The organism is Shewanella maritima (genome assembly GCF_004295345.1).
Lineage (GTDB): Bacteria > Pseudomonadota > Gammaproteobacteria > Enterobacterales > Shewanellaceae > Shewanella > Shewanella maritima.
In genome coordinates this window covers 2453336-2474339 of sequence record NZ_CP036200.1, presented here as the reverse complement: position 1 = coordinate 2474339, position 21004 = coordinate 2453336, and the positions used below count along the sequence as shown (strand labels likewise).

20 protein-coding genes are annotated in these 21004 nt (G+C 46.2%); 7 read left to right on the top strand and 13 right to left on the bottom strand.

The window, feature by feature from the left end:
* Window positions 1-17: 17 nt before the first annotated feature.
* From aroE to EXU30_RS10515, 3 genes are all read right to left on the bottom strand, one after another.
* Window positions 18-845, bottom strand: coding sequence for a shikimate dehydrogenase (aroE, locus tag EXU30_RS10525; protein ID WP_130599852.1), 828 nt, complete (start codon window positions 843-845; stop codon window positions 18-20).
* Between the two features lie 75 nt (window positions 846-920).
* On the bottom strand, window positions 921-2159 hold the full coding sequence (locus tag EXU30_RS10520) for an amidohydrolase family protein (protein ID WP_130599850.1): 1239 nt from the start codon (window positions 2157-2159) through the stop codon (window positions 921-923).
* Between the two features lie 11 nt (window positions 2160-2170).
* Window positions 2171-3550 (bottom strand): amidohydrolase, encoded by a 1380-nt coding sequence (locus EXU30_RS10515; protein WP_130599848.1) that lies wholly within the window; start codon window positions 3548-3550, stop codon window positions 2171-2173.
* Window positions 3551-3717: 167 nt separating this feature from the next.
* Between EXU30_RS10515 and EXU30_RS10510 the strand changes: the two genes are divergently transcribed.
* The gene (locus EXU30_RS10510; protein WP_130603413.1) at window positions 3718-4146 is read left to right on the top strand and encodes a group II truncated hemoglobin; all 429 of its coding nucleotides are present in this window, start codon (window positions 3718-3720) and stop codon (window positions 4144-4146) included.
* Window positions 4147-4158: 12 nt separating this feature from the next.
* Here EXU30_RS10510 and hemF read toward each other — a convergent pair whose 3' ends face one another.
* From hemF to EXU30_RS10480, 6 genes are all read right to left on the bottom strand, one after another.
* Window positions 4159-5106: an oxygen-dependent coproporphyrinogen oxidase gene (gene hemF / locus EXU30_RS10505; protein WP_130599846.1), complete on the bottom strand. Its 948-nt coding sequence runs from the start codon at window positions 5104-5106 to the stop codon at window positions 4159-4161.
* Between the two features lie 3 nt (window positions 5107-5109).
* Window positions 5110-5676, bottom strand: coding sequence for an L-threonylcarbamoyladenylate synthase type 1 TsaC (gene tsaC / locus EXU30_RS10500; protein ID WP_130599844.1), 567 nt, complete (start codon window positions 5674-5676; stop codon window positions 5110-5112).
* A gap of 320 nt (window positions 5677-5996) precedes the next feature.
* Complete coding sequence (locus tag EXU30_RS10495) at window positions 5997-6566, bottom strand: DNA topoisomerase family protein (RefSeq protein ID WP_130599842.1); 570 nt, start codon at window positions 6564-6566, stop codon at window positions 5997-5999.
* A 60-nt stretch (window positions 6567-6626) separates the two neighbouring features.
* Complete coding sequence (locus EXU30_RS10490) at window positions 6627-7100, bottom strand: DUF494 family protein (protein WP_130599840.1); 474 nt, start codon at window positions 7098-7100, stop codon at window positions 6627-6629.
* A 2-nt stretch (window positions 7101-7102) separates the two neighbouring features.
* Window positions 7103-8119 carry a DNA-processing protein DprA gene (dprA, locus tag EXU30_RS10485; RefSeq protein WP_130599838.1) on the bottom strand — a complete coding sequence of 339 codons (1017 nt, stop codon included), beginning with the start codon at window positions 8117-8119 and terminating at the stop codon, window positions 7103-7105.
* 84 nt (window positions 8120-8203) lie between these two features.
* Entirely contained in the window at window positions 8204-9307 is a 1104-nt protein-coding gene (locus tag EXU30_RS10480) for a LysM peptidoglycan-binding domain-containing protein (RefSeq protein ID WP_130599835.1), read from the bottom strand.
* 124 nt (window positions 9308-9431) lie between these two features.
* On the opposite strand from EXU30_RS10480, the gene def reads away from it, so the two are divergent.
* The 4 genes from def to trkA are packed head-to-tail and all read left to right on the top strand — an operon-like array spanning window position 9432 to window position 13636.
* Window positions 9432-9944, top strand: coding sequence for a peptide deformylase (gene def / locus EXU30_RS10475; RefSeq protein WP_130599833.1), 513 nt, complete (start codon window positions 9432-9434; stop codon window positions 9942-9944).
* An 8-nt stretch (window positions 9945-9952) separates the two neighbouring features.
* Entirely contained in the window at window positions 9953-10912 is a 960-nt protein-coding gene (gene fmt, locus EXU30_RS10470) for a methionyl-tRNA formyltransferase (protein ID WP_130599831.1), read from the top strand.
* Window positions 10912-12195: a 16S rRNA (cytosine(967)-C(5))-methyltransferase RsmB gene (rsmB, locus tag EXU30_RS10465; RefSeq protein WP_130599829.1), complete on the top strand. Its 1284-nt coding sequence runs from the start codon at window positions 10912-10914 to the stop codon at window positions 12193-12195. The genes fmt and rsmB overlap by 1 nt, the downstream gene beginning before the upstream one ends.
* Before the next feature lie 31 nt (window positions 12196-12226).
* Window positions 12227-13636 (top strand): Trk system potassium transporter TrkA, encoded by a 1410-nt coding sequence (gene trkA / locus EXU30_RS10460; protein WP_130599827.1) that lies wholly within the window; start codon window positions 12227-12229, stop codon window positions 13634-13636.
* An 80-nt stretch (window positions 13637-13716) separates the two neighbouring features.
* On the opposite strand, the gene hemG is transcribed toward trkA, so the two are convergent.
* Window positions 13717-14256, bottom strand: coding sequence for a menaquinone-dependent protoporphyrinogen IX dehydrogenase (gene hemG, locus EXU30_RS10455; protein WP_130599825.1), 540 nt, complete (start codon window positions 14254-14256; stop codon window positions 13717-13719).
* Window positions 14257-14688: 432 nt separating this feature from the next.
* Between hemG and EXU30_RS10445 the strand changes: the two genes are divergently transcribed.
* Complete coding sequence (locus EXU30_RS10445; protein ID WP_130599823.1) at window positions 14689-14994, top strand: ArsR/SmtB family transcription factor; 306 nt, start codon at window positions 14689-14691, stop codon at window positions 14992-14994.
* A 119-nt stretch (window positions 14995-15113) separates the two neighbouring features.
* Here the strand turns inward: EXU30_RS10445 and EXU30_RS10440 are convergent, their stop codons facing one another.
* From EXU30_RS10440 to pepQ, 3 genes are all read right to left on the bottom strand, one after another.
* On the bottom strand, window positions 15114-16571 hold the full coding sequence (locus tag EXU30_RS10440; protein WP_130599821.1) for a TrkH family potassium uptake protein: 1458 nt from the start codon (window positions 16569-16571) through the stop codon (window positions 15114-15116).
* 94 nt (window positions 16572-16665) lie between these two features.
* Window positions 16666-17280, bottom strand: a complete 615-nt coding sequence (locus tag EXU30_RS10435; RefSeq protein WP_130599818.1) for a YigZ family protein — start codon at window positions 17278-17280, stop codon at window positions 16666-16668.
* Window positions 17273-18592 carry a Xaa-Pro dipeptidase gene (gene pepQ, locus EXU30_RS10430; RefSeq protein ID WP_130599816.1) on the bottom strand — a complete coding sequence of 440 codons (1320 nt, stop codon included), beginning with the start codon at window positions 18590-18592 and terminating at the stop codon, window positions 17273-17275. Before pepQ ends, EXU30_RS10435 begins: the two co-directional genes overlap by 8 nt.
* 248 nt (window positions 18593-18840) lie before the next feature.
* Between pepQ and fadB the strand changes: the two genes are divergently transcribed.
* The gene (gene fadB, locus EXU30_RS10425) at window positions 18841-20991 is read left to right on the top strand and encodes a fatty acid oxidation complex subunit alpha FadB (protein ID WP_130599814.1); all 2151 of its coding nucleotides are present in this window, start codon (window positions 18841-18843) and stop codon (window positions 20989-20991) included.
* Window positions 20992-21004: the final 13 nt, after the last annotated feature.

Below are 21004 nucleotides of genomic sequence, written 5' to 3'. Positions count from 1 at the left end.
TATTAATAGCTAACGGCTTAACCACGACTTAGCAGCTCACGAAGTTTCGCCATAGTCACGCTGACATCGGGCTTTACCGCGCGCCACAGGTAAAAGCTTTGCGCGGCTTGACCAACCAGCATTCCTAGTCCATCAGCCACCTTTTTAGCACCAGCTTGCTGTGCCCATTGGTTAAACACGGTTTGCTCTGCGCTATAGGTCATATCATAACAATGGGTTTGCTTACCAATAATCGAGCTTGGTAGCGCAATTAACCCACCAGCAAGTCCGGCTGAGGTCGAGTTAATGACGATGTCATAACCAGCGTTATCAGCTAAATCATCGATAGCAACAGCCTTAACTTCACCATAGTCGGCAAATAACTCAGCTAGCGACTGCGCCTTTGCGTGGGTGCGATTGCAAATAACGATCTGTGCACCAGCATCTAACAAGGGCTTAATGCAGCCTCGCGCCGCACCACCAGCACCAACTAATAGGACAGAGCGACCGTTAAGCTCACCAAAGTGCGCCTCAAGATCGGTTACTAGGCCTACTCCATCAGTATTGTCGCCGCGCACTCGGCCGTTATCTAACCTAATCAGTGTGTTGACCGCACCTGAGAGCTTAGCTAATTCGCTAAGCTCGTCACTAAGCTCAAAGGCTTGCTGCTTAAAAGGTGCTGTCACATTGGCGCCTACACCACCTTGCTGCCAAAACTCAGCTAAAGCCTCAGGAAAAGCATCAACCTCGGCAAAAATCGCTTGATAACTAATATCTTGCCCAGTTTGCTTGGCAAAATCACCATGAATAAAAGGCGATTTACTTTGCGCGATAGGGTTACCAAATACGGCATATTTTGCGGTCATGCATGTTCCTGTTTACTTGTGTTGCTTTGGTTTATGTCACTTGGTTTACGTCACTTTAGCTTGTGTTACTTGCTGCTATTTAGAATAGGCTCGCGGCATGTCTGATTGTGTCAGATAGCGATCACGTAACTTATCTAAACGGCTTTGCATCGACTGCGCTTCGCCGCCAATCCACATAGCTTCAACTTGAGTAGAGTACTCAAAAGGATCGCCACTCCACAACACTAAATCCGCGCGTTTGCCTACCGCAACCTCACCGGCCTCAATATCGAACACTTGTGCAGCATTTATGGTGACCGATTTCAGTGCAGCTTGGTAATCCATGCCATTTGCCACGGCATTACCTGCCGCATAACGCAAACCGTAAACCGAGTGTGCTCCGCCTGTGGTCAACACCACTTTGACTCCAGCTTGTGTCAGCTTAGCGGCGTTATCAAGTGAGTTATGTAGTGAGTCAAAACTCTCAGGTAGGTTACGCATGGCATCAATCAGCACAGGTACATCTGCCTTGGCAATATGCTCTGCAACACTTGCAGCATCAGCGGCGCCAACTAGCACTAAATCAATGCCGTATTGCTTCTTAAGCTTGAGCAATTGCATGATGTCGCTGGCGCGGTCGACTTGTACAACGAGTGCTTTTTCGCTTGCAAGCACAGCATTAAGAACAACGGCTTCTTTGTCTAACTCGGTATCTTCTTCGGCTTCACCTTTGTTTGCAGACGATAGCGCTTTTTGGGTTTCTTCCAGCTTAGCGCTAAGCGTTTGCATCCCCACTGCTCGCGAGCCATCATGTTCAGCACCTAAGGTTACAAACAGCGCGCCATGAGTTGAAATAACGCTATCCCAGTCGCCGCTCATTTTTGCGACAAAAGTCTGCCCAGCAAAAATATCTTCGCCGCCATCAGCTGAGACTACGCTAGTGGTTAAACCGCCTTTGCGGGCAAAAGCGATAGTGGTGCTTTTTGGGTTGTAAGCCAGGCTTGGGTCAAACGTCATGCCAGCGCGCTCATCGCCAGTGTCTCGCGAATCCTTTTCTTGACCAACTTCCACTAGGCCAACTGTGTTCATCGTACTAATAAAGCCTGGTGTTAGCACCTTGCCTTTACCATCAATAATGGTCTCTGCCGAAACCGCGGCTGGGTTAATTGCGCTGATCTTGCCGTCAACAAACACCACTGTGGCATCTTCCAACACACCTTGTGCTGATGCAGTGTGTAACTGCACATTAGTGATAGCCACACTTTCAGCCAGTGCAACACTTGAGGTACTTGCAGTAATTGCCAGCGCAAGTAATGATTGATTAATCTTAGTCATTGCCTTGCTCCTTATTGCTGACCTAGCATGAAATCACTTTTAGCTTGATAGGCTTCATCAAAGCGGTCGTAAACCTTAGCACCATCAATAAATACCTGCTCTGCTTGAGCATAAACGCTAAACGGGTTTTGATTCCAAATCACCACATCGGCGTTTTTACCAGCCTCAAGTGAGCCCACTTTGTCTGCAATACCTAGGGATTTAGCAGCATTAGAGGTGATCCAACTAATCACATATTCCGGTGTGTAGTTAAAACCATTGGCATTGGCACTTGCCATGATCTTGGCTGTTTCTTGGTTTAGACGCTGAATGGTAGTTGCTGAGTCTGAATGAACAATGGCGCAAGAGTTTTTCGCTGCATCAACAATGGCTACGTTTTCTAGAACCGTGTCGTAAGCCTCCATTTTGAAACCCCACCAATCAGGCCACATCGCAGCGCAGTTGCCGTTTTCACCCAGTAAGTCGGCAATCTTGTAGGCTTCAATAGCATGATGGAAGGTGCCGGAGTGATAACCAAACTCTTTACCTAAATCGATCATCATCGCCATTTCTTCTGCTTTATAGCAGTGATTGTGGATCATAATCTCGCCATCTAACACCCCTTTTAAGGTGTCTAAGGTTAAGTCGCGCTCAGGTGCTGTTGGGTTTAAACCTTTAGCGTAATCAACCTCATATTTATCCCATGCGCGCTTATATTCTGTAGCTTCAATAAAGGCCTGACGATAACCAGCCATGTTACCCATACGCGTCATTGGTGCTTGAGTGCGTTTACCGTAAAGCTTCTTAGGGTTCTCACCACAGGCCATTTTCAAACCATAAGGCGCATCAGGAAACTTCATCGCCTGCATGGTCTCAGCTGGCATATTTTTTAAGGTCACACCACGGCCACCAATTAAGTTGGCAGAGCCGGGTAAGATTTGCAGTGTAGTCACACCACCAGCACGTGCTTGGTTAAAGCCAGGGTCTTGCGGCCACACGCTATGCTCAGCCCACACTTCTGCAGTAACTGGTGAGGTCATTTCGTTGCCGTCACTATGTGACTCGGCGCCAGGGCTTGGATAAACCCCTAGGTGTGAGTGCACATCAATAATGCCTGGCGTGACCCACTTTCCTTTGGCATCAATTGTCTTTGCGCCTTGGGCATCAAGATCAACACCAACAGCTTTCACTTTGCCATCAAGTAGCAATACGTCAGCATTATCAAGTCGCTTACCTGTGCCTGTTAATACGGTTGCATTAGTGATCAGCAAGCTATCACTAGTAAGTGGTTTATAAGTACTCGGGTAGGGATTTTTGTTGATGGTAACTTTGGCATCCTGTTGCTCAGACTGGCAACCAGCAATCACAAAGCTGACCGCGATAGCTATCGCAGTTGTGGCGAATTTGGCCATTAGCGCTCTCCTTATTATTTTCAGTTAATCTAAACAAATTACCGCTGAAAATATAGCCACAACCGACAACAATTTAGTTTCAAATCGTTAACCGATTCGCAGTGTTGGCCAAGTTAAGGTTTGTTACCATATGGGTTAAGACAATAACCACAGTGAATATCACCATGCTGTCCTGGCTAAAAAAACGTGTTAGCAACAATTCGACTGAGCGCCACCCTGAGCAATCGAACGCCTATGATGTAATTGGCGGTGATAAGGTAATTAAGGCTATCGCGCATGAGTTTTACCAACAAATGCAGCAAAGAAAGGAAACAGCTGAGCTACTGGCAATTCACCGCGCACCTATCGCTGAGTCGGAGCAAAAGCTATATGAGTTTTTAAGCGGCTGGCTGGGCGGCCCTAACTTATATCAGCAAAAATATGGTCATCCTGCTTTAAGAGCAAGACACATGCCGTTTGCCATTGACGAAAATATGCGTGATCAGTGGCTGATTTGCATGCGGGCGGCCATCGAAATACATATTAAAAAGCCTGAACATCAACAGGTGATTATTCAGGCTATTTCGACGTTAGCTGATCACATGCGTAATCAGTAACGAAATACTAAACTAGCTTGCTTCTAAGCCAAGCCAGTCTTGTGGTTTAAGGTAGCGCTCGTACAGCTCCGCTTCTTCAGAGCCCTCTTCTGGAGTAAAACCATACTCCCAGCGCACCAGAGGCGGCATCGACATTAATATCGACTCGGTGCGGCCACCGGTTTGCAAGCCAAACAAGGTACCTCGGTCATACACCAGGTTAAACTCGACATAGCGACCACGGCGATACAGTTGGAATTGACGCTGCTCATCTTGGTAGTCCAGCTCTTTGTTGCGCTCAACTATCGGCTGGTAGGCTTCGATAAAGCCATTGCCCACTGCGCGCATAAACTCGAAACTTTTTTCAAATCCGTGCTCGTTGAGATCATCAAAGAACAAACCGCCCACGCCGCGCGTCTCACCTCGATGAGGTAAGAAGAAGTAATCGTCACACCATTTCTTGTATTTAGGATAAACCTCATCACCGAAGGGTTTACACAGATCAAATGCGCTCTGGTGCCAGCTGACAACATCTTCTTCAAATGGATAATAAGGGGTTAGGTCAAAGCCGCCGCCAAACCACCAAACAGGGTCAGCCCCTTCTTTTTCAGCAATAAAAAAGCGCACATTGGCATGAGTAGTCGGAATATATGGATTGTTTGGGTGAATGACTAAGGATACGCCCATGGCTTCAAAGCTGCGGCCAGCTAGCTCTGGGCGATGCGCCGTTGCGGATGCTGGCATAGCAGCGCCAGCCACATGGGAAAAGTTAACCCCTGCTTGCTCAAACACCTTGCCGCCAGTTAATACTCGACTTTCTCCACCGCCACCTTCTGCTCGCTCCCAGGTGTCGGCTTTAAACTCAGCTTTACCATCTAGCGCTTCAAGGCGCTTACATATCGCCTGCTGCAATCCAATAAGGTAAGCCTTAACTTCTGTCACACTTGGCTTTTGCGAAGACGTATTTGCGTCATTTGCCATAAATCAATTTCCCTTTCGAAGTACATCGCCAGTTCTGGCATCAATAATAGTTGAAGGCTGTCTTTGCTCACCCAGCTCACCTTTCACCACAGCATCTATCTTGCCGCTAAATATATCTAGCACTTGCTGATGCGACATAGCCGGATCTTCACCTGCCAGATTAGCACTGGTGGAAACTAAAGGTTTACCTATGGTGTTACAGATCTCGCGCACCACAGGATGAGCAGACACGCGCACTGCAATAGAGTCGAACTCGCCTTTTAATAAGGCTTGAGTTTTGTCGCCTACGGGCATAACAAAGGTAAATGGTCCCGGCCATTTTTGCTTGGCGAAACTAAGCTGATCATCACTTAACTGGGTTAAATCAACATAACCTTGTAATTGCGATAAGTCAGCAGCCACTAAAATCAACCCCTTTTTCCAGGAACGCTGTTTAACTTGCAAGACTTTTTCTATCGCTTGTGGGTTATCTGGGTCGCAGCCAAGGCCATAAACGGCCTCGGTTGGATAAGCAATCACTCCTCCGCTGGCAATCACATCGCTTACCGCTGAAGGTGGTAATTGTTGCATAGTAGTTCCTTAAATATGCTTGAGTTACAGGGCGAGTTCATAAACATGTATCGCGCGCTTTTTATGGGCATAAATGAGCTTTGAGGAAGCAAGCCTCTTTAGCAGGGATGCTAAAGTGAAGCCCCTAACTTAGCCTTGGGGGTGATTTTACAGCGTCTTGCACCCTCTCAAAGTTCGTTTACCCGTAGAGCTTGGTCGATAATCAATAAATCATGCGGTTACGCTAATCCGAGTCACATTCTGACTCCTGACACTTTTATGTTGAGTATCTGATAGCGGCAAAGCCTAACAAAGCAAACTTAAATCTTGCTGAGCAATTGCTAGAGCGCGAACTTATATTTACAACTTTTCTGTGGGCACTCTAAGCGGTGACCACTTGCCGTTTTACGCTCGACTAAAATCCCAAAGCCACAGTCTGGGCAACTTTGCGCCACTGGCGGGTAATTTACAATAAATTTGCACTTAGGATAAGCACTGCAGGAATAAAAGGTTTTGCCATAGCGGCTGGTGCGCGATTCCATGTGACCCGTTTTGCAATGTGGGCAAGTGATTTCAGCCTGCTGCTGTTGCTGTTGCTGGTCGTGCTTTTCGATATGGTGACATTCTGGATAATTAGTACAGCCAATAAAAATACCAAAGCGGCCTGATTTTACAGCTAATTCACTACCACATTCAGGGCATTGAGAGCCTGTTATTACCTGCGACTCTATCGCTTCATGATGCACTAATGGTCGAGTATAGTCGCAGGTTGGGTAGTTATTACAACCAACAAAGCTACCATGTTTACTGTGCTTAACCGACAGCTCGCAGCCACACTCTGGGCAAAGCTCAAACTCTTTCTCAAGCGCATGCTCGTGAACAGTAAACAGTTGTGAATCAATTTTCGACATCGACAGTCAACCTCTTATGGCGATCAAAAAAGGAGGCTAAGCCTCCTTCAATTTATACCGCTACGAATGCAACCTACCATCGGGTTGCTCGAAGATGAGATCTTCCATTTGCTCATACGCAGACTCATTACCGGGCACATTGAATAATACCATCAATACCACCCATTTGAGATCTTCTAATACCAAATTAGGCTCATCTAGCTCCATAACACGGTCAATCACCATTTCACGCAACTCGACGTTAAGCACCTTGATTTGCTCTAAAAATAATAGAAAACCTCGGCAAGCAACATCTAACTTGACCATTTCATCTTTGGTATAAATACGGAAAGACTGTTGGTCATGGTTGCAAAGGTAAGGCTGATCGCCTTCTTGCAAGTTTGCGAGATGCTCAAGCCAGGCAAGTGCTTTTAAAATATCTACCTGATGAAAACCTGCTTTGGTCAACTCTTTGGTTAGTTCATCTTCGTCAACCAAAAGCTCGACTTCACTATGAACATAGTTTTCAAATAAGTACATGAGGATATCAAACATGGCTAGCTCCTCTTTAATCTGACGTAACCACCGGCTACCGCTGTAACCCACCCTTGTAATTCAAGCTCAAGCATTTGTACTAACACCAGATCTAATGGTTGCCCACTATGCTCAACGACTTGGTCTAATGTCGTTGTCTCATATCCTACACTAGCTAACAGGGGAGGAAATGGCAAATTACAATTACTCATGGGCTCTATATGGTGACGTTGTTGTAATTGTTCAAGGTGGAAATGCGATAAACTCTGCAACTCTTCTATTATATCGGCCGATTTTTCGACAAGTTTTGCCCCATTTTGAATAAGCTGGTGACAACCCTGGTAATGACCACTTAATACCGAGCCTGGTACAGCAAACACTTCCCGGTTTTGCTCCATGGCAAGCCTGGCAGTTATAAGCGAGCCACTTCGCAGCGCAGCCTCGACAACTGTCACCCCCAAAGATAGACCACTGACAATGCGATTACGCTTAGGGAAGTTACCGGCAAATGGGCCGACATCAGGCCAGAACTCGCTAACCAAGCAACCAGACTCTCGTACTTGCTGATATAAATTACGATGACGCTTGGGATATATGGTGTCGATACCTGTGCCTAACACGGCAATGGTTTTCCCGCTTGAATTAATCGCGCCTTGATGAGCGGCAGCATCAATACCTAACGCCAAACCACTGGTAACAGCAAAGCCCTGATTTGCCAACTCAGCTGCCAGCGTTCTTGCGATCTCAAGTCCAGCTGGTGACGCATTGCGACTTCCAACTATCGCCACACTTGGAATAACTAAACTATGAGCACCACCTTTAACAAATAGTATGGGTGGAGGATCAGGGATTTCTGCCAGTAAAGCAGGATAAAGAGGGTCTGATCGGGAGAGAATATAGTGATCATCAGCCGCGGCTTGCCACTCTAACGCCTGCTCAACGCGCTGATGATCAATATGGAGTTTTTCAATGCTGGAACTAGGTAAAGGCAGTGTTTGCTTTTCAAACTCCAACCTTTGCCTTAGCTCCTCAACATCCATGTGAGTTAATAATTGCTTAATCCGAGCGGGTCCTAGCCCAGAAACTGCGTAAACAACCAGCCAGTCGACCAGTTTGTCAGATATCTAGTCCGCCTTTAGTTTAATCTCAACAGGCTCCATTAACTTATCGCCTACACGCACAGGACGTTGATTATACATAATCAAGCCCATTGCGGTGCGGTCGAACACTTTAAACACCATTAAGTTACCATGGAAAATATCAGGCATTTTGGTCACGCTATCTTCAGAGAAGTGAGCCAGCACTTTTTCATACGATGAACGATCAACCACGCGAACAGGCATACCATCATTGTCGATAATGATTTCTTCACCGTCACGGTACATAGAGAACACATGACCAGGGCGAACGCCGTCAACGCTTCCTTTATCTAAATAAACTACATCTAGCTTGCCAGCTTCTCGTACACTACCAACTGTCGCCAACACACGCGCACCTTCAGTTTCAGCCGCTTGCGGCATAAAGTAGGCAGGTAAAAGCGCTTCATCCTCTACGCGTGCCACTTTGAAGCCAACTTTAGTTTCGCGCAAGTTACTCAGCAACTGAACTTTTGAAACATCACCGGACTCAACCACACGGCCACTCGCAGAGACAATAATCTCACGTCCTAGGGGTTCGCCTGATTCTGCCTCAGTAAACTCACGCGCTGGCTCATAAATCAACACTTTCTGACCTTTTGGCATATTGGCATTGATATAAACGATATTATCCATAAGGTGATGACGAGAAGGATTCTCACCACTTAGCACCATAGGTAGACCATCGAGCCACTGCTGCTCAACAACACGATTTTGATTCAAATACTGATGAATAAGCGATAAATCCACCGCGGGAATTGCGCCGCCTTTTGGAGAAATACGCCCTTCAACATTCTTTTTCACGTGTTTTTTAACAACAAGGCGCGGCTCGCCATCAATAAAGACTAACGTTAGGCGATCGCCTGGGTAAATTAGGTGAGGGTTGGCAATTTGTGGATTAACGCCCCACAACTTTGGCCAGCGCCAAGGGTCGTTAAGAAAGTAGCCAGAAATATCCCATAGGGTGTCGCCTTTTTTGACAACATAAGTATCAGGATGACCCGCTTTTAATGTCAGCGTGTCAGCATTAACTTGAGTAATATTTAATGCCAAAAATGCGAGAAATAGTAAACGTCTCATGCAGAGGTCCATGTTATTAAGCCTAAAAAGCGCTTTTTGCTGTTATTGATAGTCCGTTAGGATTAAAATTACCCTATTTGCATCTGCCAGTATAGCTAACTGGCTGAAATTTGACAGACTTGTTAAGAGTTTAAATATGCCATTACTAAAAGTATTACGCTTTCCAGACGAAAGATTACGAACCATTGCTAAGCCTGTGACAGATTTCGGCCCAGCATTACAAACCCAAATCGACAGCATGCTTGAAACCATGTACGAAGAAAAAGGCATTGGCCTTGCGGGCACTCAGGTGGACTTCCATCAACAACTGATTGTGATGGATCTACAAGACGATGTTGAGCGCCCAAATGTGATTATCAATCCAGAAATCGTTGCCAGTAGCGGTGATTTTACCAATGAGGAAGGTTGCCTTTCAGTGCCAGGCATCTACGCCAAAGTTGACCGCGCCGAAAAGGTAACCCTTAAGGCTCAAGACCGCAATGGTGACGAGTATACTATTGAAGCAGATGATCTTTTTGCGATTTGTATTCAACACGAAATGGATCACCTTCAAGGCAAACTGTTTGTTGACTACCTGTCGCCATTAAAGCGCCAGCGCATCAAAACCAAACTTGAAAAAGAAGCTCGACTAGCCGCTAAAAACGCATAGGACACACATTGAAACCGCTAAAAATCATTTTTGCCGGCACACCTGACTTTGCCGCGAGACATTTACAAGCCCTTCTAGACTCTGAACATCAGGTTGTTGGGGTTTATACCCAACCTGATAGACCAGCCGGGCGAGGCAAGAAACTGACGGCAAGCCCAGTTAAGTCGTTGGCAGTTGAACATGATATTGCGGTTTATCAACCTAAGTCTTTGCGTAATGAAGAGGCGCAAGCCGAACTTGCGGCTATTGATGCAGACATCATGGTCGTAGTGGCTTATGGCCTTATCTTGCCTCAAGTAGTACTCGATACACCGCGTTTAGGTTGCATTAATGTCCACGGTTCAATTTTGCCTCGCTGGCGCGGCGCAGCGCCAATTCAGCGCGCGTTATGGGCGGGCGATAAAGCGACTGGCGTCACCATTATGCAAATGGATATCGGCCTAGATACCGGTGATATGCTGCTAAAAACTCACCTGCCAATTGAAGACAGTGACACTTCGGCAACCTTATATGAAAAGCTTGCTGAGCAAGGCCCACAAGCCCTTGTTGAAGCTCTTGCAGGATTAAGCGCAGGTACTCTGAGCGCCGAGAAACAAGACGAGTCGCAAGCTAATTACGCAGAAAAGCTGTCGAAAGAAGAAGCCAAGCTAGATTGGAGCAAAGCAGCCACTCAACTTTGGCAAGAAGTTCGTGCATTCAACCCTTGGCCAGCAAGTCACTTTAGCCACAACGAGCAAACGATTAAAGTATGGCAAGCCAAAGTTGAGCAGCTAGAATCAGCAGCAAAGCCAGGTACCATCATTCGCGCAGACAAATCAGGCATAGTGGTTGCCACAGGCGAGAATGCTCTCGTTATTGAGACCTTGCAGCTACCAAACAAAAAACCGCTAAGTGCAGCCGATGTACTTAACTCACGCGCAGACTGGTTTGCAGCAGGCACTCAACTCAGCATAGAGGCTGCTCAATAATGAACGTTCGTGCATTGGCCGCTAAAGCGATTTTTGATGTGCTTGAACGAGGCATCTCGTTATCAGTTGCCCTACCAGAGCAACAAAAGCACCTAGCCAACGGCAAAGATAAAGGCCTACTTGCGGAAATCTGCTATGGCGTTATGCGCCAGCTACCTCAATTAGATAAATGCGTTAGCGATTGCCTAAGTAAACAGTTCAAAGGTAAGCAGCGCATTATTCACCAACTATTACTGGTAGGTTGCTATCAGCTGTATTTCACCCGCATTCCTGCCCACGCTGCTGTTGGTGAAACAGCAGAAGCCTGCCGGCAATTAAAGTTTAACGGCCTAGTGAAAGTGGTTAATGGCGTACTGCGCAATATTGAGCGCCAAAAAGCGCCTTTAAGCGAAGCGTCTGACACCCTCAAGTTCAACACACCCGCCTGGTTAGTTAAACGCTTGCAGCAAGCATACCCACAGCAATGGCAGCAGGTTATTGAGCAAAGCCATCAACGCCCGCCAATGTGGCTGCGAAACAATCAACAGCAACAAAGTCGTGACAGCTACTTAGCCAAACTGACTGAGCAGCAAATTGAAGCAAGTAGCGGCAGTTGCGATGATGCCATCTTACTAGCAAGTCCAACTGACGTAACTCAGCTACCTGAGTTTGATACTGGCGCTGCATCAGTACAAGATGGTGCGGCCCAATGGGCCGCTACCCTACTCGCGCCACAAGCATATGAAATCATTCTTGATGCATGTGCAGCTCCTGGCGGTAAAAGCTGTCATCTGCTTGAGCTTGAACCGAGTATTGAGCTCACAGCAGTAGATTTTGATGCCAAACGCCTTGAGCGAGTGCAGCAGAATCTAGATAGACTCAAGCTTAACGCCAATGTCATTCATGGCGATGCGGCCAATATTGATAGCTGGTGGACAGGCGGTAAGTTTGACCGCATTTTGCTAGACGCGCCTTGTTCAGCTACCGGTGTTATCCGTCGTCACCCAGACATTAAATGGCTGCGTAAAAGTAACGACATTGAAGAGCTAGCCAAGCTGCAAAAACAAATTTTTGATCACTGCTGGCTGTGGCTAAAACCAGGTGGCACCCTGCTCTATGCCACCTGTTCTATCCTGCCGCAGGAAAACCGTGATCAAGTAACTGACTTCCTTGCCCGCACTCCTGATGCCAAACTTGAGCCCATCGTTCAGCAAGACAGTAGTGATGATATCGGTTGGCAAATCTTGCCTGGGCAAAATAATATGGATGGCTTTTATTACGCCAAGCTGACCAAGAGCGCATAACAATAAAAGCCAATAAGGTGATGGATACGCAATGAAAATTATTATCTTAGGTGCAGGACAAGTTGGTGGCACACTCGCCGAAAATCTAGTGGGTGAGAACAACGATATCACCTTGGTAGATAGCGACCGCGCGACACTTAATATCCTGCAAGATAAGTTTGATTTGCGTGTTGTCGCAGGCCACGGCGCCCACCCAAATGTACTCAAGCAAGCTGGCGCCGAAGATGCCGATATGCTGATCGCGGTAACCAATAGCGATGAGTGTAATATGGCGGCCTGCCAAATTGCCTACAGTCTCTATGGCACACCAACTAAGATTGCCCGTATCCGCTCTGAGCCGTACCTGCAAATGCAGGACAAACTGTTTATCGACAGTGAAGTCAAACAAGGCGATGCCAAGCCTCGTGGCGGCTTTATTATCGATGAGCTGATTGCCCCAGAGCAGTTAGTCACCACTTACATTAAACGCTTGGTTGACTACCCTGGCGCACTGCAAGTACTTGAGTTTGCCGACGGTAAGCTAAGCTTGGTAGCAGTAAAAGCTTATTATGGTGGCCCGCTGGTTGGTAATGCATTAGCAACTCTGCGCGAACACATGCCGAATATTGATACCCGGGTTGCAGCAATTTACCGCCAAGGTAAACACATCATGCCTCGTGGCACCACCATTATCGAGGCAGATGATGAGGTGTTCTTCTTGGCTGACAGCCGCCACATTCGCGCAGTAATGAGTGAAATGCAAAAGCTGGATAACTCGTACCGCAATATCATGATTGCCGGTGGCGGTAATATCGGTTTTGGTCTTGCAGAGCAGCTACAAAGGCAACATTCAGTTAAGTTGATCGAACATAAAAAAGAGCGTGCTGACATGCTCAGCGAGAAACTCACCAAAACCACAGTATTCAATGGTGATGCCTCAGATCAAGAGCTACTTATTGAAGAAGGCATTAGCCAAACCGATGTATTCATAGCAGTAACCAATGACGATGAAGCCAACATTATGTCGGCGCTGCTAGCTAAACGTATGGGCGCTAAAAAAGTCATGGTGCTGATCCAGCGCGAAGCCTATGTCGATATTGTGCAAGAGGCCAATATTGATATTGCGGTGTCACCGCAACAAGCAACCATTTCAGCCTTACTGACTCACATCCGTCAGGGTGATATCTGCAATGTATACTCTTTGCGCCGCGGTGTAGCCGAAGCCATTGAGGCAATTGCCCACGGTGATGAAAACACCTCAAAAGTGGTTGGCAAGCGCATTAGCGATATCAAGCTGCCACCAGGGACAACTATCGGCGCGATTGTGCGTAATGATGAAGTGCTAATGGGTCACGATAAAACCGTGATTGAACAAGGTGACCACGTGATCCTATTCTTGGTTCACAAGAAATACATTACTGATGTTGAAAAGCTATTCCAACCAAGCGCTTTCTTCTTTTAGATACAAGCAATCACTTTTATCATACCCAAAAACACCAAGGGCGCTGATTAGCGCCCTTGTTGACTCGACAATTCCTGAAATTATGCCTTTGTCAGCTGACAAATATGATCAGCGTATAGCTTCACATCGTCCCAATCAGTGTAATCAATCACTGCTTTACTATCAGTTGGGCCATCGGTCATTTTCATGATCAGCTTAATGGCTAAGCTGTCGTACCAGGTCCACGATGGGTAATCAACTTTACCAGCAATGATCTTCACATCCTGTGGTTTCCAATCTGACAGTTCAATAAATTTTTGCAGGTATTTATTGTTCTCAGGAATGCGCTTTTCTGGTTTGCGGGCAACCACATTCACACAGAAGAAGCTATTCGGCAAACTCGCTAATTGCTCGTGGTGGCGACGGCAAAACTCAAATACAGACTTATGGTATGAGCCATACAAAACACATGCGCCTAGTGCTACCGCATCATATTGCTGCCAGTTAATTTCACCTTTATGCTCGACTAAATTAATCACGTCGCACTGATGCTCGCCGGCAGTAATTTGCTGCGCGATTGCGCGACTGATCTGCGCGGTATGCCCACCACGTGAGTAATAAATAACTAAAATGTTTGCCATTGCTATCACCTAAGCTTAAATCTGTCGCCAGTGTGACAAAAAACACCAACCAATGCGTCATTAAGGATCACAAAATTAGGTTCTGTTAATCTTTGCAGGTAAGATTTTGTTCGAGGAAAAAACGCTTTAATCGCGGCGTGAGCGATGCAGTTTAGTCCACTAAACAAGTTGCTCACAACAAAGAGAAAAGCGTTTTTAGCCGAACCTTACAGGCAGCGCTTGTTGTCATTTCTACTGCGTTAGTGGCTTTTTATGTGAATTACCACATCGCAAAACCACTGCCTTGTATAAATTTCCAACAAGCAGCTGCAAAATCAACCTCGAAAGATCAACAGAACCTATGCTAGCTCATATATTTATTGTTAATAATTGAGATATGAATAGCCCAAACGTATTATAAATACATTGCTAAATTACTTGGAGAAGCTGACTGTGCAAGGCGAAATCGATGTCGAGTCTATGTTGACCAACGCAGAAACAGCAGCGAAGTGGCTAAAAGCCATTGCGAACCCTTACCGGTTAATGATCTTATGTTTGCTGTTAGATAATGAACTGAGCGTGACAGAGCTAAACGAAACTGTGCCATTGAGCCAGTCGGCATTATCACAACATTTAGCAGTATTAAGACAGCAAGACTTGGTGAGTACTCGCAAAAGCTCGCAAGTGGTTTACTATCAGCTCAAAAATCAGCAGGTGACTGAGGTGATATCCATTCTACACAAGCGCTACTGTGCTTAGTTAACCTGAACTGAACTCAGGTTAGCCAACACGAGTCAGCACCAGCCCCCTCAGCTAGTACCCATAAAAAAAGCAGCTCAAAGCTGCTTTTTTAGTTTGGGGACTCGCTTAAATACTGGCTAGTTTTTCCAGAAAGTCGGCGTGAATAACACCAGCAAGGTGAACACTTCTAAACGGCCAAATAGCATAGCGACAATCAATACCCATTTAGCACCATCAGTAATTGAAGCATAGTTGTCTGCCACCTCGCCCAAGCCTGGGCCTAGGTTGTTAAGACTCGCGGCAGTTGCACTAAAGGCTGTGGTTGGATCCATATCCATCGCCATTAAAATCACCATACACACCACAAATACCAGAGCATAAGCCGAAAAGAAGCCCCAAACCGCATCAATAATTCTATCTGGCAGCGCAGTAGAGCCAATCTTAATCGAGTACAAGGCTTTAGGGTGCACCAAACGCTTCAATTCACGCGAGCCTTGCAAGAACAGTAAAATAAGCCTGATCACCTTCATACCGCCACCAGTTGAACCGGCGCAGCCACCAATGAAGCTTGAAAAAATCAGCAGTACTGGTAAGTAAAGCGGCCACGACGAGAAGCTCTCAGTACCAAAACCCGCGGTGGTTGAAATAGACACCACTTGGAAGAAAGCATAATCCAGTGTTTGTTCAGCACTGTCATAAATACCGGCATTATAAAGCGTGGCAAAACATACCGCGGTAAGCACTAGTTGCACCGCAATCAAGGCCTTAAACTCAGCGTCTTTAAAGTACACTTTAAAGTTAATTCCACGACGAGAAAACGCTGCAAAGTGCAGACTAAAGTTCACCGCAGCAATTAATAAGAACACCGCACAAATCACGTTGATAAGCGGGCTTTCAAAATAGCCTAAGCTTGCGTCATGGGTCGAAAAGCCGCCAATGGCAATGGTAGAAAATGAATGACAGATGGCATCAAACACATCCATGCCTGCAAAGTAAAAAGCACTAGCACAAGCCACTGTTAGCATTAAATAGATATACCACAGCGCCTTGGCTGTTTCGGCAATCCTTGGGGTCATCTTGCTGTCTTTTACCGGCCCTGGTACCTCAGCTTTATAAAGCTGCATACCACCAATACCTAACAGCGGCAAAATTGCGACCGCAAGTACAATGATACCCATGCCGCCCATCCACTGCAGTAGGTGGCGGTAAAACAAAATCGCTTTAGGGAGATGGTCAAGCCCGGTAATCACAGTAGCACCGGTTGTGGTTAGCGCCGAAAATGACTCGAAAAAGCTATCGGTCCAACTTAAATTTGGCTCGGTTGAAAAAATAAAAGGTAAGGAACCAATTGAGCCCAGTACCGTCCAGAACAACACCACAATAAGGAATCCCTCACGAGTACGTAGGTCGCCTTTTTGTTTGCGGTTGGGATACCAAAGTAAGAAACCAAGGAACAAGCTGACGCTAAATGCTTGAATAAATGCGGTACCACCACCGTCTTTGTATATCACTGCCACTAATGCTGGTGGTAGCATAGTCATAGAAAACAAGCCCATTAACAGGCCAGTGATACGGATAATGGTTTTATATTGCATGCTGGTTCAAAATCCAAAATGCCTTGGAAAACAAGAAGCTCAATTACGGCGAGCTTACATTTTTATAAAGAACTCACATTTTGGCACTTACACATCAAGCTGTAAACTTAACTTGTAACGCCCCTTGGGTTTGCGTCGCTAAAAGTGCATTAAACTTTTGTTGCCAGGCTTTGGCTAACTCAAACTCAACCGTCACCGACTCGGCAAACTGCTTATCAATAATCACGCCTTCACATTGAGTGATAACGTACTCGACATCATTAAGCTGGGCATAATCACAAGTTAACTTAACTGGATAACGGCGGGTTTTAAGCTGAGTTTTTAACTCAGGAATGACCTTCTTGATACCTGAACTATACGCACGTACCAAACCGCCAACACCTAGTTTAGTGCCGCCAAAATAGCGCACCACAACTGCGCCAATTTCACCAATGTTAGCCCCTTGCAAGCAGGCAAGCATAGGCCTACCAGCGCTGCCAGCTGGCTCGCCATCATCGGACGAACCGATAGCAACCAGGTTACTCGGGTCGTCAGCGACAAACGCATAACAGTAATGACTTGCCCCAGGATACTGCTGCTTAACGCGAGTAAGTACTAACTTCAGCTTTTGTTCGCTATCACAATGAAACACAAAAGAGATAAAGCGGCTGTGCTTTATCTCTTCTTCAAATTCAACTTCCTCGGCGGGAATTAAAAACTCTTCAGTCAACTAAACCTTGCTCTCTAGTCATGTTCTCATTACGGTCATGATGGACGATAACGTTATCTTCAATACGGATGCCACCGTAAGGTCTAAGCTCATCAATTAACTGCCAGTTAATACTTGCCTTAGCAGCATCAGATAACTTGTTTAGCAGGCTATCAATCACATACAAGCCTGGCTCAATGGTGAGCACCTGATTTGCCGCTAACATGCGAGTGCAGCGTAAGAATGGGTGTTCTTCTGGCGCGGCGATGTGAGTACCACGTTCATCATGGGCAAAACCGCCCATGTCATGCACTTGCAAGCCAAGCATGTGACCTAACCCGTGCGGGAAAATCGCTTTGGTGATCCCTAAGTCCAACGCGCTTTCTACGCTACCTGTGGTAATGCCAAATTCATTGAGTAATTGCGCCAGTTTAACGTGCGTCTCAACATGTAAATCGACATACTTAACCCCAGGCTTCATCATGTCGATAATCTCAAGCTGTAATTTATCCATGGCAACAATCAGCTCGTAAAAACGGCTCTTGCCAAAGGCGTATGTGCGAGTAATGTCTGCTGCATAACCATGGTAGTTAGCACCGGCATCAATCAAAAATGAATAACGCGAATCAGGGCTTTGATGCTCAAGTGCGGTGTAATGCAAAATCGCTGCATTTTGATTTAAGGCGATAATGTTACCGTAAGGCACTTCATTCTCACCCTGACCAATTTCAGATAAATACTGCTGCTGAATTTCAAACTCGCTAGCACCATTATAAAACGCCTGCTTAGCCGCTAAGTGCCCTTTTACCGCAATCTGATTCGCTCGGCGTAAACACTCAAGCTCATACTGCGTCTTATCAGCGCGGTGATAGTGCAAATAGTTAAGTACTGCGTCTGGGTTGCGCGAGCTAAACCCAAGCACATCAGCTACATCCAAATGCTCACCAATATATGCCCAGTCAGTGATTTGCTTAGGCAATAACTCAGCTACGCGGTCAGCTTTGGTCAGCAGCTTGATATCGAAATGCTCAGTCCAAAAGGTTTGCGGCACATCATTCACCTTGTGCCAAAAATCTTCTGGACGATAGTAAATAAGTGTTGGCTTGTCTTGGCCGTTAACTACCAGCCAACTGTTTGGATTGTCTAACAGCGGCAACCAAGCCTTAAAATGTGGGTTAACTTTAAATGGATAATCCATATCATCCAAAAACTGACGATGATACTGCCCTGAGTGAATAATCAGTCCGGCTATATTTTCTCGCTGGCAAACATCAGCAACGCGGCGGTTAAGCTCGCTAATATGGTCATGATAAAGGTGAGCTAATTGATCCATTTTTAATCCTTTAGGGTCTAATGCCCTTTGGTGTTAATCCCATGCAAAGTCTATCACAAACCGCAAATAAACTTAGCTTTACAAAATTATTAAACGATCGTTTAAATTGGGTGTTGTAATTTTTCTCGTTTAGAAGCACACTGTGGAACAACTGGTCAACAGATGACCTATCTTAGCTGTAAAACAAGCTTGATAACTACACGGCAAAATAGATGTGGAAGTCGCTTTAAGCAATAAGGAAGCAAGCAATGATCTACCAAAGCCCTACCATTCAGGTTGAGTTACTCGAAGATAATATTGCCAAGCTGTGCTTTGATGCACCGGGCTCGGTTAACAAGTTCGACAGGGAAACTCTCGCCTCACTTGACGCTGCATTAGACAGCCTCATGCAACAGTCAGACGTTAAAGCATTAGTACTGACATCAGCAAAAAGCACCTTTATCGTGGGTGCAGACATCACCGAATTCTTAGGATTGTTTCAACAGGATGAAGCAACCCTACTGACCTGGGTTGAACAAGCAAGTGCAGTATTCGATAAACTAGAAGACCTGCCTTTCCCAACAGTTTCAGCAGTAAACGGTTTTGCTTTAGGCGGTGGTTGCGAAACCATCCTTGCGACAGATTTTCGTGTTGCAGACACGACAGCAAGCATTGGATTACCAGAAACTAAACTTGGTCTTATCCCAGGCTTTGGTGGCACAGTGCGTCTACCACGTGTTATTGGCGCAGACAACGCACTTGAGTGGATCACAACCGGTAAACCACAAAAGCCACAAGCAGCATTAGCAGTAGGTGCAATCGACGCAGTCGTTGCCCCAGAAGCACTTGAAGCAAGCGCTATTCAAATGCTAAAAGACGCCTTAGCAGGCAAGCTTGACTGGCAAGCGCGTCGCCAGCGCAAACTTAGCCCACTAAACCTGCCTAAGCTTGAAGCCATGATGTCGTTCACCACGGCAAAAGGCATGGTATTTAAAGTTGCGGGTAAGCACTACCCAGCACCTATGGCTGCAGTAGAGGTGATTGAGCAAGCTGCGACACACTCACGCGCAGAAGCGCTAAAAATTGAAAACCGCGCCTTCCTAAAACTTGCCAAAACTGAAGTGGCTACTGCGCTAATTGGTATCTTCTTAAACGACCAAGTAGTTAAAGGTAAAGCGAAAAAAGCAGCTAAAACAGCTAAAGATGTTAACAGTGCAGCTGTACTGGGCGCGGGTATTATGGGCGGCGGTATCGCTTACCAAAGTGCAAGCAAAGGCACGCCAATTGTGATGAAAGACATCGCTCAGCCTGCGTTGGATTTAGGTTTAGGTGAAGCTGCCAAGCTACTTGAAGCGCAAGTTAAACGCGGCCGCTCGACCCCAGCTAAAATGGCTAAGGTACTCAACAACATCACACCTGCACTAGACTATGCACCTGTTAAAGATGCTGACGTAGTAGTAGAAGCCGTTGTTGAGCATCCAAAAGTTAAAGCGACTGTACTTGCTGAAGTTGAGCAACAAGTTGCTGAAGATGCGATTATCACTTCAAACACCTCGACAATTTCAATCAATCTACTTGCTAAGAGCCTTAATAAGCCTGAGCGTTTCTGTGGTATGCACTTCTTTAACCCAGTGCACAAAATGCCATTAGTAGAAGTAATCCGTGGTGAAAATACCTCTGAAGAAACCATCGCTTCGGTTGTTGCTTACGCAAGTAAGATGGGTAAAACCCCAATTGTGGTAAACGATTGCCCAGGCTTCTTTGTTAACCGTGTATTGTTCCCTTACTTCGCAGGTTTCAGTGGCTTACTAGCAGATGGCGCAGACTTTGCCAAAATCGACAAAGTGATGGAAAAACAATTCGGCTGGCCAATGGGCCCTGCTTATCTACTTGATGTTGTTGGTCTAGATACTGGCCATCACGCACAAGCGGTAATGGCTGAAGGTTTCCCAGATCGCATGGGCAAAAACGGTAAAGATGCTATCGACATTATGTTCGAAAATGAGCGCTTTGGTCAGAAGAACAAGATTGGTTTCTACCAGTACTCTGTCGACCGTCGTGGTAAACCGAAAAAAGACATCGACCCAACTAGCTACGAGCTATTGGCAAATCAGTATGGCGCGACAAAAGACTTCGATGCAGATGAAATCATCGCTCGCTGCATGATCCCTATGGTGATTGAAACGGTTCGCTGTTTAGAAGAAGGCATCATTGCTTCACCAGCTGAAGGTGACATGGGCTTAGTTTATGGTATTGGCTTCCCACCATTCCGTGGTGGTGTATTCCGTTACCTAGATACCATGGGCGTGGCAAACTTTGTGGCACTCGCCGACAAGTACGCCCACCTAGGTGGTCTTTACCAAGTAACACCAGCGATGCGCGACTTAGCCGCAAGCAACGGTAGCTACTACTCAGCCTAATTTAGCCTAAAGG

Coding starts and splice junctions, on each gene's coding strand:
- aroE (WP_130599852.1), bottom strand. CDS start 845: ATGACCGCAAAATATGCCGTATTTGGTAACCCTATCGCGCAAAGTAAA.
- EXU30_RS10520 (WP_130599850.1), bottom strand. CDS start 2,159: ATGACTAAGATTAATCAATCATTACTTGCGCTGGCAATTACTGCAAGT.
- EXU30_RS10515 (WP_130599848.1), bottom strand. CDS start 3,550: ATGGCCAAATTCGCCACAACTGCGATAGCTATCGCGGTCAGCTTTGTG.
- hemF (WP_130599846.1), bottom strand. CDS start 5,106: ATGGCAAATGACGCAAATACGTCTTCGCAAAAGCCAAGTGTGACAGAA.
- tsaC (WP_130599844.1), bottom strand. CDS start 5,676: ATGCAACAATTACCACCTTCAGCGGTAAGCGATGTGATTGCCAGCGGA.
- EXU30_RS10495 (WP_130599842.1), bottom strand. CDS start 6,566: ATGTCGAAAATTGATTCACAACTGTTTACTGTTCACGAGCATGCGCTT.
- EXU30_RS10490 (WP_130599840.1), bottom strand. CDS start 7,100: ATGTTTGATATCCTCATGTACTTATTTGAAAACTATGTTCATAGTGAA.
- dprA (WP_130599838.1), bottom strand. CDS start 8,119: ATGGATGTTGAGGAGCTAAGGCAAAGGTTGGAGTTTGAAAAGCAAACA.
- EXU30_RS10480 (WP_130599835.1), bottom strand. CDS start 9,307: ATGGACCTCTGCATGAGACGTTTACTATTTCTCGCATTTTTGGCATTA.
- def (WP_130599833.1), top strand. CDS start 9,432: ATGCCATTACTAAAAGTATTACGCTTTCCAGACGAAAGATTACGAACC.
- rsmB (WP_130599829.1), top strand. CDS start 10,912: ATGAACGTTCGTGCATTGGCCGCTAAAGCGATTTTTGATGTGCTTGAA.
- trkA (WP_130599827.1), top strand. CDS start 12,227: ATGAAAATTATTATCTTAGGTGCAGGACAAGTTGGTGGCACACTCGCC.
- hemG (WP_130599825.1), bottom strand. CDS start 14,256: ATGGCAAACATTTTAGTTATTTATTACTCACGTGGTGGGCATACCGCG.
- EXU30_RS10440 (WP_130599821.1), bottom strand. CDS start 16,571: ATGCAATATAAAACCATTATCCGTATCACTGGCCTGTTAATGGGCTTG.
- pepQ (WP_130599816.1), bottom strand. CDS start 18,592: ATGGATCAATTAGCTCACCTTTATCATGACCATATTAGCGAGCTTAAC.
- fadB (WP_130599814.1), top strand. CDS start 18,841: ATGATCTACCAAAGCCCTACCATTCAGGTTGAGTTACTCGAAGATAAT.